Source organism: Shewanella sp. SM71 (assembly GCF_025653905.1).
GTDB lineage: Bacteria > Pseudomonadota > Gammaproteobacteria > Enterobacterales > Shewanellaceae > Shewanella > Shewanella oncorhynchi.
Window position 1 is genome coordinate 194,135 of the sequence record NZ_JAKKRW010000001.1, and the last position, 18,849, is coordinate 212,983.

An 18,849-nucleotide genomic window follows, 5' to 3' on the forward strand; every position below is an offset into this window, starting at 1 on the left:
ATCAAAGCTTTAATTTGCCCGATATAATTCCCGTACCACAGCGCTTATTAAGTTAAGCGACTCATGGTCATCACTGCTAGCTAGTGGACAATTGAGTATCAATCCATCCACTTTAAGCTGCTTAATTCCTTGTGTTTGAACCAATAGGGCATCATCTGATACGGCATAACTTGGGTTGATTAAAATCGGCAAATGGCTCGTGGCTTTAATCTGGATCAGGCTCGCTAAATCGAGTGAAGGTAGATTGGCGTTATTTAAGGTTCTAATGCCTGAGTCACACAGAACCAGTTGCTGATTGCCTTGGCTTAAAATGACTTCTGTTGCCGTGAGTAATTCTTCAAAACTTGCCATATCGTTACGCTCAAGTATTAATGGTATCGGTAGGGTTCCTGCTTGAGTCAGTAAAGTTTGGTTAAACATCTGCTTGCCTGCGAGGAATAACATATCGGCGTGCTGGACTGCTAATGGCATATCGGCTTCTTGCGCTATGGCAATAATGCACACTAGGCCATATTGATGCAGGATTTGGCGTAGTTTAGCGAGAGTAATTTCTGCCATAGTCAGTTGATTAACAGCGCTGAGCAAAACGGCTTGGAATCCCGCTTCTTTAAGCTGCTTCACTTGCTGCTCGAAAGCCGATAATGCTAAATGTGAAATGTCATTATTCAGTGTGATTTGGGCTATGGCACAGACATGCCCTGCACCGATTGTCATTGCGCCGCAGTTGATTTCACTGGCTTGCTCTTTATAGGCTTTGCTATATCGAACTGGACTGGCATTAGCACCATTTTCGCTGATGACTTGATCCTTAGAGGTGCTGGGCTCAATCAGTAGCTGGCTGTTGCTTAGCTGTGTGGGCTTGACTGTTTCACAAGGATAACAGCCTAATACTTTGATAAACCGGGTGAGCCGCTCTAGTTGCTTTAAACCTGCCTGCATAGATTCACTGGAGATATTCGCGTCGATATCCAAATAGAACATTTCTTCCCAAGGTGTTCCTGGAATCGGGCGTGACTCTAATTTACTCATGTTTAACTGATGCGCTTTTAGAACCAGTAAGGCTTCCACTAAAGCACCAGCTTTTTGGCCTGTTGCCATGATCAATGTAGTCTTCGCGGGTAACTGCTCTGGTACGGCAACGGCTTTGCGGGCAACAACGATAAAGCGACTTTGGTTGATCTTCTGATTCGCTAAACCTGCTTCTATGGACTCAAGTTGATAGAGTGCACCACCTTCGGCGCTGCCAATCGCTGCTGCACTGTTATCTGGACTTTGGTTTACCTTTTCCATTGCTTCTGCGCTGCTTGAGCAGTATTCCAGTCTCAAGTCTTTGTGTTGAGTTAAATATCTGCTGCATTGGCTAATAGGCTGAGGGTGGGCATAGACAGTTTTGATCTTAGCTAATTTACTGCCAGCTTTTCCTAGTAGGCAATGGCTGACTTCAATCGTCGTTTCGCCAACAATCGACAGACTGGTGTGCTGTAGCACGTCGTAGACTTCGTTGATTGAACCTGAAGATGTGTTCTCAATCGGCAGGAAACCATAATCAGCATGTCCAGACTCAACGGCTTGCACTATTTCATCGAAACTTTGGCAACCTAAGTCCAGCATTTCAACTTGGCGACGTTGGCAATAGCGTGTCGCTGCGAGATAAGAGTATGAACCTCTAGCACCGAGGTAAGCGATACAATACTGTTGTTTTTGTGTCTCTGGATTGGCGCGGCCGTGAAGGTAAGCTTGTTGATTCAATACTGAATCTTCAATGATGCTCTGGTAAAGGGAGATAACATAGTGGGCATCTAATCCTTTCTCTCTGCCTTCTTTCACGAGTCGAGCGAGCAGTTCTTTTTCCCTTTGAGTATCTCTGATGGGTCTGACATCCACTTCTTTGCTACGGGCTACTTCTAAACTTAAGCGACGGCGCTCAGCGAGTAATGCCAGCAGTTCATTATCCAGATGGGTGATCTGCTCTCGGGTTTGATTTAAAGGCTGTGGTGTATGCATTCTGACCTCAATTGCCGCCATGTATTTTATCAATCGTTTAAGACAAAAAAGCCTCCCAGTTGGGAGGCTTTGGATTTTTACTTTCGTTTTTACACAGTAAATCCGCCTCCTAGAGTGGGGGTGTAAAAAAGAAAGTAAAAAAAGCTGCTGTTATCATTTTCATGGTCTTAAAACTAAAGGGCTAGGGCTTAGCTGTCAATCAAAACTTTCTTAAAGGTAATCTAAAAAGAAAGCGCACCCGAGGGTGCGCTGGTTTGGTTCAAGTATGTATATATGGTCAAGCGAGTTTATCCTCCTTATGGTCAGTGTGGGACAAGGTAACACATTCGTTTATCTTACATTTACGTGTAACAGTAAAACGTTGACAACTCACTAGATAACGACTTGCATTTACAATGAACATTAACAAGTACTTTATGCAGCATAGCGTATAACCTTGAAACTATGCAGTTTGCAGTACCAGCGAACTTACGTTGACATGTCTTGCACTTATATTTTAACAATTAACACTTGCATGGAGCTATAACATTAAAAACTAACACTAACAAAACGAACATTTAAAAATAAACGATTTACGGCTCATTGGTTGTACTAGGTACATTTTGCTGTAAGAACAGCTTAGCCTTGTCACGCGTTTAGGTCTTGCTACTTACATTATTACCATTATTACCATTATTACCATTATTACTTTTTACTTTAAAACCTAACATGTTAATACATGGAGCGTATAAAAAGCTCTTGTTTACTGTTATTACAATTTTCGTCAAGTCTAGATTTCCTCCTTTTTAGTTGATAAGTAAACATTATTTAAGGTGTCTATAAATATCAAAACTCAACTAATGGTAAACGTTAACACATTACATAAATAAACATTTATACGATTTACAGTTCTTACTATACAAATAATACTAAGTAAACTAATGACTTTTAATCGAACCAACGTATTACACTTACATTAAACACTTACATTAAATCACACGCTAAAAACGCTAACTAACATATCAGTGTAAATATGACTCTCTTCATATAACTAATCTACATCTAACTAAACGTGACAGTTGTTACCTCATTTATCTCAGTGTTTAGCACGCATTGGTGCTGACCCGTTTTACAATAAACGCTTTTATTCATGTAGCTTTTGTAAATGTGATTTTTGTTTATGTTTACCTGAGCCTCCATTGTGGATATAAAAAGTTTGATAGTTAAAGGTTTTGCTAATGTACTCGTTGTACTGTACTCGGCTCCTTATGTTAACTCTGGTATTCAGCAATGCCGCCTGTTTCTGGTGGTCATCCTGATATTGGGTCAAAATTGAGTACTGCTTTTAGTGAATGCCAACATACTTGATTGTTTCTAAAATCAAATTGTTCGCTCTTGTGTTGCCTCCTTTCCAAACTTGCTATTGAAAGTGGAACCTAGTTGAAAATAAAAATTGAACTTTTAAACGTAGAAATTATAAGTAAAATTAATCATTAACAGTAAACCTTAGTACTTAAAACCTTAGTGCTTAAAACTATAAGGCTTAGATTGGTCGTGCTCCTTAGTTATATCCAGTAACGTTATTTAGAAATTAAGATCTGTTAATCAATATTTGTAAATCAAAATTTAAAGTAAATCAACATTTGAAACGATTTAAATCCGCACCACTTCGATTCTTGCTGTCACTTTGTAAAGTGTAGTAGGTATTTAGTCAAAAGAACTGTTTTTTTTCATCATTAAAATGATTGCACTAAGCTTTTGTAAAAACTGTGATCTGATTAAATATTTCTACTTTATTGCTCTCAAAGTGATGCGTTTCTCGCACTCACTAGATTTAAATTATGCCGCATCTTCCTCCTCGTACTCGTCGTCAATTTCAACAACATTATTAGTCGGTGTTAGTGATGTGGAGCGTTGAGCTTCAGGTTTGTGTGTTATGCGATTGAGCTGCTTCTCTAATTTTTGGCCCATAGCGTTAATCGCAGTATATAAATTTTCATGTTTTGCTTGAGCGAAGAGTTCTCCATTTGGGATGCCAACCGATGCTTCAATTTTGAAACCAGGTTTCTCCTCCGTAATGATTACATGGGGATTTATCATTTGCACATCATGCCTTGAAAGTTTTTCAAAACGGCTTTCAATGCGTTCGCGAATAGGAGATGTGACTTCAAGTTGCTTGCTAGTAATCTTTAGCATATTTCGAACCTTCTGTTGTTTCCTTGGATTTCAGATTACCAAGGTTCGCACTATAAAACGAGATGTAGATCACGTTTTTGTGCCCATTAGATACTGTTCGTTGGATATTTGATCACTTAGACAAATATCAATAATTCTTGACCCAAAAGCCTTGTATTGCCAGCTAAATGGGGTCATATTCGATGGGATAACTCCGCAGTCTTTGCCCTTATTTACTTATATTTACTTTAAGTTTCATCCCGAATCCCGATAAAATACCTCTACTTATTCCATTCGGTCACTTTGAGTTTGCCCATTTTATGAATACTGAACACGTTAAAATTAAGGTCTGGGATTTACCCACGCGAATTTTCCATTGGGGCATGGTGTGTCTGTTGGCACTTTTATGGTGGAGTGCCGATGCGGGCGAAATGCAGTGGCATCAAATTTTTGCTTATAGTTTGCTGATCCTTATTGGATTTAGGATCCTCTGGGGGCTCATTGGTAGTGATACGGCAAGGTTTAGCCACTTTGTTCATCACCCCAAAGTTGTACTCGATTACTTGAGATCGATTCGAACTAAAGGGATGTCTGTGGTACTTGGACACAATCCTATCGGTGGCTATATGGTCATCGCGTTGATTGGGATCATTAGCCTTCAATTAGTTACAGGCCTTTTTGCGACCGATGATATTTTTACCGAAGGTCCGCTATATAGCTATGTCAGTTCAGATACCAGTGGGTTTTTGACTTGGTTACACAAAACGAACTTTAACCTTATTCTCTTGCTGAGTGCCATTCATGTACTGGCTGTGATTATTCATGCCATGAAAGGGGATAAGTTAGTTGGTGCTATGATCAGTGGTTACAAGAAAGTCTCGAAGGTTGCTTTTTCATCAAGTGCGAAGAGCGAGCTTCGATTCAAGTCTGAGTGGCTTGCTTTAGTGCTGTTCACAGTATGCGCTGCTGTGGTCTTTGGCTATTTAATGTGGCCAATAGTGCAAGTTCTGTAGATTTATACTCATTTTGGGAACAACAAAAAGCCTGCTATTTAGCAGGCTTTTTGTTGGGAAAAACAACGTCAAACTAATCTTTCTTATAAATGTCGTGACAACTTTTACAGCTTTTTCCTGTGTCCATAAAGGCTTGTTTGATTTCAGCTTGATTACCTTTTTGAGCTACAGTAGCCAGAATGGCAGCATTCTCTTGGAAGGTTTTCATTTTTGCATCAAAATCAGCTCTGTCTTGCCAAACTTTGGCTAGGGCTTCGGTATCACCTTTGTCTGAGCCATCAATAAAACCTTCGAAAGGAATTTTGGATAATGCAGCAACATTCGTTGCGCGCATTGCGAAGGTTTCTGCTTCGAAAGGTTTTTTACCTTTCATCATGGCAGCCATATCGCCGAAGTTATAAGCAATAAGACCAAATGCAGATTGGCGGTATTCAATTGCATCTTTAGAGTCTTCGAAATTGTGTGCTTGAGCAGTTGAAGCCAATAAGGTACTGGCAACGAGAGTAAGTAGTAATTTTTTCATCGTATTCTCACAAATTAGCGTCGAAGTGTGACATTGCACTCCTATTGTACACAAATTAACTTGATGTACTAGAAGCAATTTTGTCAGTTTTTGTTTGGATAAGACGGCTAAACGTAACAATTTATTTGTAAGTAGGCGAAATCTGTTAGACTGCTAATGTAATGCTTGAACAGTACTTATGAGGGTGATTATGCGAGCTAACTGGGATCTAGTATTAGAAAAAATTTTGAGCCACAGCAATTATGAAGATCTTTCTGTGTTGTTTCATTTACTGTTAACCGAAGAAGAACGTAGTGCCGTTGCTGGACGTTTGAAGGTCTTTCAATTGCTGCTAGACGGGGAAATGAGTCAAAGGCATATCGCTGCGGAATATGAAGTCAGTATTGCAACGATTACACGTTGTTCTAATTATTTGAAGAATATGTCTTCTGAGCATAGGGCGAAAGTTCAAAAATTAATTGGTTAGTGTTCATGTGGATACAACTTTTGTGAATATCATCTGCTCCTACTGTGGTGAATAGAACTAAGTCTTAAGGCGTGATGGGAAGCTTATGACGACGATAGAGGGAACGACGAACCAGAATGTATAAGCCGTAGCTGAGTAAACAGATAGCCAGAATTGGGTAAAGATCCTTGGGAAGGAATTTAAAGATAGCCAGCGCTGCTAAGAGATAGATAAAAGGTAGGAAGTTATAAATTATCTCGGGAAGATAACCCGATTTACGCCGCTTAGCCGAGTCTGTTCGACGGTTTTGAGAACGCATAACGTAGATCCTCGCACCTAATACAAATACCACAGTTGCCGCTATCAAGGCATAGTTGATGTCGAGTGCAATAAAACTCGAACTACCAAGCGCCATGTAGCCAAAAGGCAAAATTTCGTAAAGGGGTTTGGTTAACATAAGCACTCCGTCGCTTAACTTAGGTTGATATCAATATCTAATTGAAAATATTCATATAAAATTTGAATACTTCAATTTACCAGTCAGTTATTTATCTATTACGAATATTATAAACGCTTGTGTATAAAAAATGCACGACCTTAAATTAAGGGCGTGCATCTTAAAAGGTTAAACAATGGCTGTTTAATCACTTACGGATAAACAACTTCTCGTTTAACTTCTGGTATCAGGCTTTGTTTAGCCGCGGCAACCACAGCCGCCATTGCCGTCACAGCCTGTTTTAGGTGTGTCGCAGGCTTCGTGTTCTTCATGGTGGTGTCCATGATCGTGGTCTGAACCACCACAACATCCGCCCGCTTCTTGTTTACCTGAACCGCCACAGCATCCACCGCCGTGGTCGTGATCATGTCCATGGCTTCCACAACCGCCTTGGGCATGAATGTGGCCATGAGCGATTTCTTCGGCTGAGGCTTCACGAACGTCAACGATTTCGACGCTGAAATTGAGCGATTGGCCCGCTAAAGGATGGTTGCCATCGACGATAACCACATCGTCTTTCACTTCCATGACTTGAACAGGGCGTTGACCCATTTCAGTTTCAGCGATGAAGCGCATACCTGGGACGATATCTTCGATATCACCAAAGGCTTCTAATGGCACGGCTTGACGTAGGCCATCGTGATAAGGGCCATAGGCTTCTTCGGCACTAATAGTGACATCGAGTTTTTCGCCTTTGCTTTTACCATCTAATGCGGCTTCTAAACCTGGGATCAGGTTTTCAGTGCCGTGTAGATATAGCATAGGTTCAGAGTCGAAAGAGTCTTCTAATAGTCTGCCTTCTTGATCTGATAAACGGTAATGAATGGTTACCGCGCTGTGTTGAGTGATCTTCATATCGCCTCCAATTCGTAATGTGCGCGCATAATAACGTGCTTTTTTAGTGCTGGCGATAATTTGAAGTGGCTTATGTTAGATATCGCACAGGTTTTTTTAGGCAAATTTGTCGGTGCTTTACGGTAGAAAGGATGAGTAATGTGATTTTTGCTCGTTAGCCTGTCAATTTAGCCTGAGTGATGAGGTAGAACAAATAACGCATTGTTTTAAAGTGCACTATAAATAATTTTATGTAAAACAAGTGATTACATAATGGTTTTCGTGCCATGTTACGTTGACGTCAACAGTTATCTATTGCGTAAATCGCATTTTTACCCCTAGAAAACTTCATATTAACGAATCTTGATACAGTATTTTATCGAGCGTTAATATTTGCCTATAAATAATCCATTTTAGGGGTTGACAAGCGCGGGTAAAAAAAGCAATTCTGTTTATCAAGAAATTAACATGGATTAGCCCAAACACATGCATAGCCTAGGTTTCGTAGTAACTACCATTATTACAACCACCACTACAACAACAGTGGGGGCGGGCTGATACACCCTAAAGAATTTTAACGATGAGCCCGCTTCCCACAAAGAAGCGGGCTTTTTTGTTTCTAGCTCTTATTTCTAAGTCGGGCGCGGTACAGGAGAACAAGATGAAAGTAATGAAATTTGGTGGTACCTCGCTTGCAAATTGGCAGCGATTCTCGATGGCGGCGGATATCGTTGCTAAGTCATCTAAGCTTGAACCCATAGCCACTGTGCTATCGGCCCCGGCGACTGTGACAAATGCGTTACTAGAAATGGTTGATGTAGCCGTTAAAGGTGAAGATTATTCGTCTGTGCTGCAGCATGTTGAGCGGGTATTTACCTCGCTATACCAAGATGCTGTTACTTCAATGTTGTCGAGTGAGCAGAGTGAACAGCTCTTTTCTGGACTTAATGCGCAGCTGGTGATTTGGCAGGATAGATTACGTGGCATTAGCTTACTGCAAGAGTGTCCCGATGGCATACGTGCTGAAATCGTGGTGGCAGGTGAGCGTTTATCTGCAGCCTTGATGGAACAAGTGATGCTATCTAAGGGGATCACGTCTGCTCAACTCGATCCTCGCGCCTTGTTTCTGGGTCGTGGTCGGCCGTTAGAATCCGTGGTCGATATCGCTGTGAGTAAGCCAAGGTTTCGTGCGTTGGCATTAGGTGAAAAGCGCGTATGGGTAATGCCGGGATTCACCGCCGCCGATGAACAGGGCAAAGTGGTGACGTTAGGCCGTAATGGTTCTGACTATTCTGCTGCCGTGCTCGCCGCCTGTTTAGATGCTTCGAGCTGTGAAATCTGGACCGATGTTGACGGTGTTTATAATACCGATCCCCGTGTGGTTGCCGATGCTAAGCTGTTATCACAACTCAGCTATCAAGAGGCGATGGAACTCTCCTATTTTGGCGCTAAGGTACTGCATCCTAAGACGATTGCGCCTATCGCCCAGTTCCATATTCCCTGTTATATCAAAAACAGTTTTAACCCCGATGCGCCCGGCACTCTGGTATCAAACCAAGCCGATGAAACCGGCTTGCAGGTTAAAGCTATCTCCAATTTAGATAACCAGACCATGTTCGATATATCAGGCCCGGGCATGAAAGGCATGGTTGGCATGGCGAGCCGTACTCTCGCGGCGATTTCCCGCAGCGGCGTGTCTGTGTCTTTAATCACTCAAAGTTCTTCTGAATACAGTATTAGTTTCTGTGTGGCGACGTCTGACTCGGCCAAAGTGAAATGGGCCTTAGAGCAAGAGTTTGAATTAGAAATAAAAAGTGATTTGCTTGAGCCTATCGCTATGCGCCATGAACTGGCAATTGTATCCTTGATTGGTGATGGCATGCGCACCCATAAAGGAGTGGCGGCGCGTTTCTTCCAAGCGTTAGCGCAGGCAAGCGTGAACATTATCGCCATCGCCCAAGGTTCGTCCGAGCGCTCGATTTCGACTGTGATCGAGCAGCGTAAGACTAAGCATGCGGTGGCGGCTTGTCATCAAGGCTTTTTCGATGTGCAGCAGTATTTAGATGTGTTTTTAGTGGGTTGCGGCAATGTGGGCGCAGGCCTGCTCGAGCAGATAAAACAACAGTCCGCCATGCTTAAAGAGCAGCACATCAGTATCCGTGTTTGCGGTATAGTGAATTCGAACAAGATGTTACTCGACAGCGCGGGTATCGACTTAAGCAACTGGTCTAGTTTACTTGCCGATAGTCAGCAAGCCTGTGATATTCCTGTGCTACTCGCATGGGTGAAAGAGCAACAATTGCTTAACCCAGTGCTGGTGGATTGCACTTCGAGCGAGCAAGTGTCGAACCTGTATTTGGATGTGATGAACGCAGGTTTGCATGTAGTCACGCCCAATAAAAAGTCTAATACCCGCGATTATGCTTATTACCAAGCACTGCGCCAAACGGCATTAAAACAGCGTCGCCAATTCTTATACGAAACCACAGTCGGCGCGGGTTTACCTGTGATCGATAACCTGAAAAAACTGTTATTTGCGGGTGACAAACTGCATAAGTTTAACGGTATTTTATCGGGTTCTTTATCTTTTATCTTCGGCATGCTCGATGAAGGCATGACACTGTCCGAAGCGACCGGTCTTGCGCGGGAAAAATGTTTTACTGAGCCCGATCCCCGTGATGATTTGAGCGGTATGGATGTGGCGCGTAAGGTGCTCATTCTTGCCCGTGAAGTGGGATTAAAGTTAGAGCTCAGTGACGTGCAGGTGGAATCTGTATTGCCTGCCGAGTTTGATGATTCAGGTGATGTTGAAAGCTTTATGGCACGATTGCCGCAAGTTGATGCCGTAATTGCCGCAAAAGTGGCGCAGGCCAAAGCCCAAGGTAAAGTGCTGCGTTATGTTGGGCAAATCGAGGATGGTGTGTGCCGTGTGCGTATCGCCGAAGTGGATGCAAATGATCCACTTTATAGCGTTAAAGGCGGCGAAAATGCCTTGGCGTTCTATAGCCGTTATTATCAGCCCATTCCCTTTGTGCTACGCGGCTATGGCGCAGGGACTGAAGTGACCGCTGCTGGTGCCTTTGCCGATGTATTAAGAACCTTGAATTGGACTCGTGAGGTGAGTGTATGAGTTTGACCGTTTACGCTCCAGCCTCTATGGGTAACGTGGGCGTCGGATTTGATTTACTCGGTGCAGCATTAGCGCCGATTGATGGTAGTTTACTGGGCGATAGAGTGACTATCGCCGCGGCAGCGTCGGGTGTGAGTCTGATACAGACCGGCGCTTGGGCCCATAAACTACCTGATAATCCGCAAGACAATATTGTGTACCAATGTGCCGAATTCTTCTTAACAGCCATGAGTAAGGAGTTTTTAACTGCGCAGGGTAAAGCAGATGGAGGCGTAGCGCTGACACTGGAAAAGAACCTGCCCGTCGGCAGTGGTTTAGGTTCGAGTGCAAGCTCTGTCGTGGCGGCGTTATATGCCCTGAATGAACATTTTGATAGACCCTATAACGAGCAAGCACTGCTTGAACTGATGGGCGAGTTTGAAGGGAAGATCAGCGGTAGTGTGCACTATGACAATGTTGCCCCCTGTTATTTGGGCGGCATGCAATTGATGCTCAATGTGCCGGGCACAGTTTGCGAAGCGATACCGAGTTTTAAAGAATGGTATTGGGTTGTGGCCTATCCAGGGATTTCACTTTCAACGGCAATGATGCGCAAACTCATGCCGGATCAATATGATAAAAGTGTCACTATCGATTTTGGCCGTTATTTAAGCGCTTTTGTTCATGCGTCATACCAGCAGAATGCCAAGCTTGCGATCAGCGTATTAAAGGATGTGTTAGCCGAGCCCTATCGCGCCGCCGCGATTCCGGGTTACGGCAAGGCCAGAGCCGCTTTAGCCGATTTAGGCATGTTGACTACGGGGATTTCGGGCAGCGGCCCAACGCTGTTTTCGATTACCGATGATTTAGCCACGGCAAATACCGCTAAAGCCTGGTTAGAACAGCATTATCTCACCGAGGTGGGTGGCTTTGCCCACGTGTGTCGCCTCGATGAGCAAGGTACGCGTAGAGTCGATTAATAGTTAATTTAGCTAAGACTAAGTACCCCAAATTAGCATTTAAGGTTTAGCATCAAAAGGTTGAGTGAGCATGGAACTATATAATTTAAAATACCCTTCGCAGAAAGTGAGCTTTAAAGAAGCGGTACAACTGGGGTTAGGTAAAGACAGAGGTTTGTTCTTTCCTAGTCAAATACCCGTACTAGACGATATTGAAGGGCTGCTGGCGTTGCCATTCGTTGAGCGCAGTAAAAAAGTACTCGGCGCATGGCTTGCCTCTGAGTTAGGCCAAGATGCGGTCGATGAATTAGTTGAGCGTGCCTTTAACTTTGATTTACCTTTGGTTGCCGTCGATGAGCAGCGTGCCTGCCTCGAATTATTCCACGGTCCAACACTGGCGTTTAAAGATTTTGGGGCGCGCTTTATGGCGCAATGCGTCAATGCCTTTGTCGGCGACACACGCTTAACCATTCTGACTGCGACTTCGGGCGATACTGGCGCCGCGGTTGCCGATGCCTTCTATGGACTTGAGAAAGTCAATGTGGTGGTGCTCTATCCTAAGGGCAAGATCAGTGAACTACAGGAAAAGATGTTCACGACTTTGGGCAAGAATATCCATACAGTTGCCGTCTCGTCCGATTTCGATGCCTGCCAAGATCTGGTTAAGCGCGCCTTTGATGATCCCGAAGTCCGCGATGGGTTGAGCTTAAACTCGGCAAATTCTATCAACATCAGCCGCTTACTCGCGCAAATTTGCTATTACTTTGAAGCGGTTGCCCAGTCTAAACAGCGCCATGAAGCCGATCCTGTGATTTCAGTGCCAAGTGGTAACTTTGGCAACCTCACCGCAGGTTTATTCGCTAAAGCGATGGGATTACCAGTTAAACGCTTTATTGCCGCGACCAATGCCAACGATACAGTGCCGCGTTATTTAGACAATGGCCAATGGCAGCCCAATCCGACTCAAGCGACTATGTCCAATGCCATGGATGTGAGTGAACCCAGTAACTGGCCGCGTGTGGAAGCCATTTGTGAGAAATTAGGCTGGCCACTGAGTAGCTTAGTGGGTATTCGCTTATCGGAGGAACAAACGTCACAGGCATTAGCTGAGTTGCATGCACAGGGTTATGTGTCTGAGCCCCATGCGGCGATTGCAGCTAAGGCCTTATCTTTAACCTTAGTGCCCGATGAAGTGGGCATATTCTTGGGGACGGCGCATCCCGCTAAATTTAAGGATGTTGTGGATAGAGAATTAACGCTTAACTTACCCTTGCCGCCTGAGCTTGAAGCTGTTGCGAGTAAGCCCATCTTATCCGCGGAATTAGCGGCAGATTTTGCTGCATTAAAAGTGCATTTATTCAAAATATTAGCTTAAGGGCTTTAGCCCTACTGATGTCTGCCTAGCAGTGGAATAACATGGCGTAAAAGCAGGAAGGGAGCTTGGCTCCCTTTTTTTACAAGTGTGAGTTTTATGGTGGGGAATTGATGAGCTTGTGTTACCAGCGAACATAAAACAACCCTTAGTTAACTACATGATATTTAATTAATATTTGTAACTTTCTGTATTATCCTTGGTTTCTTATATGTGACATTGTTCACAATTTTATCGGTTGCAATTAGTTATGTTCACCCGCGTGTTTAATCTGTGGGTTAATTGATTTGTCTAAATTTTTTCTGTTAAGTACATGTTTTTGCGTTTTAATATCTGGATGTGCGACCAAGCAGCATGAACTATATCGTCGCATTAACGTGGCCTACGATTTTGAAGTCACCCACTGCGATAGTTTTGCTTTAGTCACTGGGGTGAGCCGCCATGAAAACCAGCTTGATGAAGCTAAAGAGTCCGCCACGGCTCAGGGTGAGGAATTGGGGGGGACACACATAGTTTGGTTACAAGTCGATATGGGGGATCCCACTAAAGTTGTTGCTATTATTTATAAGTGTCTGATTTAAATTTATAAAACTTTATTTTATTTCCTGCGTTCCGGCTTAGCCTTTATCGCAGTATAGTGAGTCGTTTAGATCTCACTATTGGCTGTTGTGCTTTTTTGTTATTATCCCCCGTCCTTTTTTAGGCTAATTACTGTGATCTCGCCGGTGTTTATGGCGCGCTATCTAAGTGACAACTACGCTTACTGAGGTAGAACCCCCTCGCGGAAGTCTGACACTGAATCGTTATACTTCATCTTAATCAAGAGAGGATCATCAACTTAAGAGGCAAGTAACTTAGCCTATGCCATGGTTTAAATACGTTCCTGTCTTATTTATGTTTTTTTTAGTCTTGCCCGCTGTAAGTGCGTCGCAGGTCAATAGCCCTTTACCTTGTAAGAACACGATTAAAGTCGGTTACAACGATTGGCCTCCCTATGCTTGGCAAGATCCTCAAGGAGAAGCCCAAGGTTTAGATGTGGATCTGATGCGGGCATTTGCAGTGTATCTTGGTTGTGAAGTTCATTTTATTAATGTGCCCGCTAAGCGCTCGCATCAGATGTTGCGAGCAGGACAGTTAGATGTGTTGATGGGAGCGACTATGACGGATGAACGTCAAAACTATGCTCTTTTTTCAACCTATTACCGAGATGAAGAGCTGCGCTTATTTGTACTTTATGAGCAAAAAGATCAGATTAATATCGATAAATGGGAGGACATTTTTACCCAAAAATTGCGTCTACTTGTCCCTTCTAGCGGTTGGTATGGTGCAGATTATCAAGAATCTCAATATCGATTAGAGCAGGAGCACTTGTTAGTATTAAGTCCCGACTCAGATAAGTCTGTGCAAATGCTTATCTACGGTAGAGGAGATATGATAGTCGGAGATACCTTAGCCATGCCCTATATCGCCAGCCAGCATCAACGCATCAAGCTAGTGCCACTTAAGTTAGTATTAGATCAAAATCATATTCATTTAATGTTCAGTAAAGCGAGTATCAAGACAAGCCAGTTAGAGCAGTTTAATCATGCGATTAAGGCATTGATGGATAACGGTGAAATTGCACGAGTGATCAATAAATGGCAACAAATGACACTGGCGAAACAGTCTAATATGAGCCGCCTAAACAGTCCGCTAAAGACGCTGTATGTCAGCCCTTAACATTAGCCCTTCACGTTAGCCACTCATGTCCGACTCTGGTATATTTTTATCCTAGTGCAATATGGTAACGCTATGATCTTTGATGTTTTCCTCTAAAGAATCTTGTCTTTTATTCAGTTGTTCCTCCGCGATTTAAGATGTGACACATTTGCTAAAACTTCTCTGACTCGAAGTTACTGAACTCTCTATCAAATTCTGCTAGCTTGTTGGGCTCAATTGTCATGCTTTGGACTTGATTGTGGTTTTTTACAAAAGCCCATGGCAAGAATTTCTTCGCTAAATCTGCTAGCAAAATCTCGTAGTAAAGAGTCTATTGCTAAAATAACAATAGGATAGAGGTCATACATGAAACTTCGCCATTCTGTCGCCTGCTGCATGCTTGCCCTTGGCACATTAACAGCGTTCCAAACCATCGCTGCCGATGCGGTGAGCAATCAAGGGTATTACCGTGCGCCAGCGTTGCACGCTCAAACCTTAGTCTTTACTGCAGAAGGGGATTTATGGACTCAGACCTTAGGTCAAAAAGCGGCGACTCGCTTAACGAGTTTACCCGCAGAAGAGCTAGGGGCGACTATTTCGGCCGACGGTAAGTGGGTTGCTTATGTTGCCAACTATGAAGGCGCGAGCGAAGTGTATGTGATCCCTATTACGGGCGGTGTGGCTAAACGGGTGAGTTTTGAGAATAGCCGTGTACGAGTTCAGGGCTGGACTGCCAAAGGCGAGATTTTATATTCTACCGACACTGGTTTTGGTCCTGCTAATAATTGGATGCTGCGCAGCGTCGATCCTAAAACCCTCACGACTACAGATTTACCCTTAGCCGATGCGGTCGAAGGTGTGATTGATGATCGCAACGAATACGTGTACTTCACCCGCTTTGGTCTACAAGTCACTGGGGATAACGCCAAAGTGTACCGTGGCGGCGCAAAGGGCGAATTATGGCGCTTTAAACTTGGCAGCAAAACCGAAGCCCAGTTGCTCAGCGGCCAACACGACGGCTCAGTACGCCAACCTATGCTATGGCAGGAGAGACTCTATTTTATCAGCGACAGCGATGGCAACGACAACCTCTGGTCGATGGCGCTCGATGGTTCAGATGCAAAACAGTTAACCCAATTTAAAGATTGGCAAGTCCGCGGTGCGCGGATGGACCAAGGCAAAGTGGTATTCCAGTTAGGTGCGGATATCCATGTGTTTGATATTGCTGCCGCTAAAGACTCGTTACTCAATATTGAACTCACTTCCGATTTTGCCGAGCGCCGTGAGCATTGGGTAAAAGATCCTATGGATTACGCTTCTTCAACTAATTTGGCCCCCGCTGGCGATAAAGTGGTGATCACCGCCCGCAGCCACGTGGCGATCGCGGGTATTGATGGCTCGCGTTTAGTTCAAGTTGCACTGCCGGGGACTTATCGCATAAGGGAAGCGGTGTTGAGCCAAGATGGCAAGTCGGTTTATGCGATTAGCGACATGACAGGTCAGCAGGAAATTTGGCAATTCCCTGCTGATGGCAGCAGTGGCGCTAAACAGTTAACCAAAGATGGTCATACTTTAAGAATGAGTCTTAATTTGTCTAGTGACGGTCGATTTATCGCCCATGACGATAACGATGGTAATGTTTGGCTGCTCGACTTAAAGAAAAATACCAATCAAAAAATCATCACTAACGGCGAGGGACTTGGGCCTTACGCCGATATCCGCTGGTCCGGTGACAGCCGTTTTATTGCATTCACTAAGTCGGAAATCGGTAAACAACGTCCGCAAATCATCCTTTATTCTGTGGATGAAAATAAGGCCGAGACGCTCACCAGCGACAAATACGAGTCCTATTCGCCAACCTTTAGCAGTGACGGCCAGTGGCTATATTTCCTATCGAATCGCCAATTCAGCGCAACACCAAGTTCACCTTGGGGCGATAGAAACATGGGCCCTGTGTTTGATAAACGCAGCCAAATTTTTGCCATCGCACTGGTCAAAAATGCCAAATTCCCCTTTAGTAAACCCAATGAACTCGAATCGAATCAAGTTGAAAAAACCGATGCTAAGGATAAACCGAGTCCAGTGAAAATCGATTGGGCAGGGATCTCCCAGCGTTTATGGCAAGTGCCTGTCGATTCAGGCAATTACAGTAAGCTGCGCGTCATCGATGATAGACTTTATCTGTTAGATCAAGCTATTGGTGACGATGTCGCCCCTAATTTAATGACCATCAAATTTGACCGATTAAGCCCCAAAGTCGAGGTTTTTGCCGAGGACATTGGCCAATATGAGGTTTCTGCCGATGGTAAAAAGCTGATGCTACGTAAGCACAGTAATGAGAAATCACTCCTGATTGTTGATGGCGGCGATAAATTAGGCGATACGGATAATGCCAAAGTGCAAACGGAACAATGGCAGTTAGCGATTTCTCCGCAGCTTGAATGGCAGCAAATGTTTGAAGATGCGTGGTTGATGCACCGAGAATCTTTCTTCGACAAAAAAATGCGCGGCCTCGATTGGCAAGCCACTAAGGCTAAGTATCAGCCTTTGCTCGACCGCCTGACCGATCGTAACGAACTGAATGATATTTTCATGCAAATGATGGGCGAGTTAGATTCTTTGCACTCACAGGTGCGCGGTGGTGACATACCTCAAGATCCCGATGCGGCTAAAGCGGCAAGTCTTGGCGCGCGCCTACAACAAACTGCAGATGGCGTTAAAATTGCGCACATTTACAGTAACGATCCTGAGTTACCTGCTAATGCTTCACCGTTAAATCGTATCGAAGTCGATGCTAAAGAAGGCGATATGTTACTGGCTATCAATGGCACGCCAGTGGCAAATGTGGCCGACGTCACGCGTCATTTACGCAATCAACAGGATAAGCAAGTATTACTACAGCTTAAGCGTGGTAGCCAAACCCATAAAACCATCGTCATGCCCGTTAGCGCTGTGGTGGACAGTCAATTACGTTACTTAGATTGGGTGAGCCATAACGCGGCAGTGGTCGAGGATGCAAGTCAGGGCAAGATGGGTTATTTGCACTTATATGCCATGGGCGGTGGTGATATTGAAAGTTTCGCCCGTGAGTTTTATGCCAACTACGATAAAGAGGGTTTGATTATCGATGTTCGCCGTAACCGCGGTGGCAATATTGACAGTTGGATTATTGAGAAGTTACTACGCCGCGCTTGGGCGTTTTGGCAACCGACCCACGGCACGCCAAACACCAATATGCAACAAACTTTCCGTGGTCATTTAGTGGTGTTAACCGATGAACTGACCTATTCCGACGGCGAAACCTTCTCCGCAGGGATTAAAGCACTCGGTATTGCGCCCTTAATTGGTAAACAAACGGCAGGGGCGGGTGTGTGGTTATCTGGGCGAAATGCGTTGACCGATAAAGGGATGGCGCGGGTGGCCGAGTATCCACAGTATGCAATGGATGGCCGCTGGGTGCTTGAAGGCCATGGCGTAACGCCGGATATTGAAGTCGATAACTTACCTTTCGCTACCTTTAATGGCAAAGATGCGCAGCTTGAAACTGCAATAAGTTATTTGAAGGATGAGTTGGTTAAACAGCCAATCCCAGCCTTAAAAGTGCAACCTTTGCCTGTAAAAGGTATGGCACAGGATATTAAAGCTAAGTAATTGATATTTAAATTCAGTATTTAACCGAAATTTAAGGTATCTCGGCTAGCATGTCCGCGTACAAAGTTAGGGTGTTGTCTCTTGGTTCCCGAGACAACACCCATTTTTATGCCCATTCATTAATACTTCTATTCCCATTTTTACTTGTTTCTGCATAGATCTGCATAGTGTTCACTTGCTGTTGTTGGGCAAGGTGATTAACTGTCATTGCTCTCGCGTCTTCGTTATGGCTTAGATAATAGGCCGTTGGCGCTGAAATCCCTTGGCTCGTTCCTGTCGCTAAATTGGTCATGTCGGCGATCACTTGATACTTCATCTTCGCGTGTTTCAATTCGACTAAGGTTTCTATGTTATCCCTCAGTGCTGGCATTTCTGCTGGTTTTTGCGTATTCGCCGCCAATTGTTTTGCATCGCTAGAAAGCGTTACTGTATCAGTTGATGCTGGTGCGCTGGTTTGAACTGGATTTTTAACCTGTGTAAATTCAGCAGTGGAGACATTTTTTTGTGGGCTGACAGACGGGGAATTTCGCAGTGGTTGAATGTGCATCTTTTAATTCCAACAGATGATACCAAGCTAAGATTGGCTTCTAT

Annotated in this window: 14 protein-coding genes and 1 other annotated feature; of the genes, 8 read left to right on the forward strand and 6 right to left on the reverse strand. The window is 44.0% G+C overall.

Going from position 1 to position 18,849, the window contains the following annotated elements:
• Window positions 1–9: 9 nt before the first annotated feature.
• Window positions 10–2,004, reverse strand: a complete 1,995-nt coding sequence (locus L5L97_RS00860) for a chorismate mutase (protein ID WP_263180817.1) — start codon at window positions 2,002–2,004, stop codon at window positions 10–12.
• A gap of 41 nt (window positions 2,005–2,045) precedes the next feature.
• Window positions 2,046–2,162, reverse strand: a sequence feature (Phe leader region).
• A 1,660-nt stretch (window positions 2,163–3,822) separates the two neighbouring features.
• Window positions 3,823–4,179 carry a ribosome hibernation-promoting factor, HPF/YfiA family gene (hpf, locus tag L5L97_RS00865; RefSeq protein WP_105249847.1) on the reverse strand — a complete coding sequence of 119 codons (357 nt, stop codon included), beginning with the start codon at window positions 4,177–4,179 and terminating at the stop codon, window positions 3,823–3,825.
• A 299-nt stretch (window positions 4,180–4,478) separates the two neighbouring features.
• On the opposite strand from hpf, the gene L5L97_RS00870 reads away from it, so the two are divergent.
• Window positions 4,479–5,171: a cytochrome b/b6 domain-containing protein gene (locus L5L97_RS00870; RefSeq protein WP_113940655.1), complete on the forward strand. Its 693-nt coding sequence runs from the start codon at window positions 4,479–4,481 to the stop codon at window positions 5,169–5,171.
• Between the two features lie 73 nt (window positions 5,172–5,244).
• Here L5L97_RS00870 and L5L97_RS00875 read toward each other — a convergent pair whose 3' ends face one another.
• A complete protein-coding gene (locus L5L97_RS00875; protein ID WP_028760800.1) occupies window positions 5,245–5,694 on the reverse strand; it encodes a c-type cytochrome in 450 nt (149 codons plus the stop codon).
• Between the two features lie 190 nt (window positions 5,695–5,884).
• Here L5L97_RS00875 and trpR point away from each other — a divergent pair, with 190 nt between their 5' ends.
• On the forward strand, window positions 5,885–6,160 hold the full coding sequence (gene trpR / locus L5L97_RS00880; protein ID WP_028760799.1) for a trp operon repressor: 276 nt from the start codon (window positions 5,885–5,887) through the stop codon (window positions 6,158–6,160).
• A 64-nt stretch (window positions 6,161–6,224) separates the two neighbouring features.
• Here the strand turns inward: trpR and L5L97_RS00885 are convergent, their stop codons facing one another.
• Both L5L97_RS00885 and slyD read right to left on the reverse strand, forming a co-directional pair.
• A complete protein-coding gene (locus L5L97_RS00885; RefSeq protein ID WP_028760798.1) occupies window positions 6,225–6,596 on the reverse strand; it encodes a hypothetical protein in 372 nt (123 codons plus the stop codon).
• Between the two features lie 237 nt (window positions 6,597–6,833).
• On the reverse strand, window positions 6,834–7,490 hold the full coding sequence (slyD, locus tag L5L97_RS00890; protein ID WP_028760797.1) for a peptidylprolyl isomerase: 657 nt from the start codon (window positions 7,488–7,490) through the stop codon (window positions 6,834–6,836).
• A gap of 640 nt (window positions 7,491–8,130) precedes the next feature.
• Between slyD and thrA the strand changes: the two genes are divergently transcribed.
• From thrA to L5L97_RS00920, 6 genes are all read left to right on the forward strand, one after another.
• The gene (thrA, locus tag L5L97_RS00895) at window positions 8,131–10,599 is read left to right on the forward strand and encodes a bifunctional aspartate kinase/homoserine dehydrogenase I (protein WP_263180818.1); all 2,469 of its coding nucleotides are present in this window, start codon (window positions 8,131–8,133) and stop codon (window positions 10,597–10,599) included.
• Window positions 10,596–11,558, forward strand: a complete 963-nt coding sequence (gene thrB, locus L5L97_RS00900; RefSeq protein WP_219250096.1) for a homoserine kinase — start codon at window positions 10,596–10,598, stop codon at window positions 11,556–11,558. The genes thrA and thrB overlap by 4 nt, the downstream gene beginning before the upstream one ends.
• Before the next feature lie 70 nt (window positions 11,559–11,628).
• A complete protein-coding gene (gene thrC / locus L5L97_RS00905; RefSeq protein ID WP_263180819.1) occupies window positions 11,629–12,912 on the forward strand; it encodes a threonine synthase in 1,284 nt (427 codons plus the stop codon).
• Between the two features lie 284 nt (window positions 12,913–13,196).
• Entirely contained in the window at window positions 13,197–13,490 is a 294-nt protein-coding gene (locus L5L97_RS00910) for a hypothetical protein (protein ID WP_113940650.1), read from the forward strand.
• 280 nt (window positions 13,491–13,770) lie between these two features.
• The gene (locus L5L97_RS00915) at window positions 13,771–14,628 is read left to right on the forward strand and encodes a substrate-binding periplasmic protein (RefSeq protein WP_263167120.1); all 858 of its coding nucleotides are present in this window, start codon (window positions 13,771–13,773) and stop codon (window positions 14,626–14,628) included.
• Window positions 14,629–14,973: 345 nt separating this feature from the next.
• The gene (locus tag L5L97_RS00920; protein ID WP_263180820.1) at window positions 14,974–18,258 is read left to right on the forward strand and encodes a S41 family peptidase; all 3,285 of its coding nucleotides are present in this window, start codon (window positions 14,974–14,976) and stop codon (window positions 18,256–18,258) included.
• Window positions 18,259–18,364: 106 nt separating this feature from the next.
• Here the strand turns inward: L5L97_RS00920 and L5L97_RS00925 are convergent, their stop codons facing one another.
• Window positions 18,365–18,805 carry a hypothetical protein gene (locus tag L5L97_RS00925; protein WP_028760790.1) on the reverse strand — a complete coding sequence of 147 codons (441 nt, stop codon included), beginning with the start codon at window positions 18,803–18,805 and terminating at the stop codon, window positions 18,365–18,367.
• Between the last annotated feature and the right edge of the window lie 44 nt (window positions 18,806–18,849).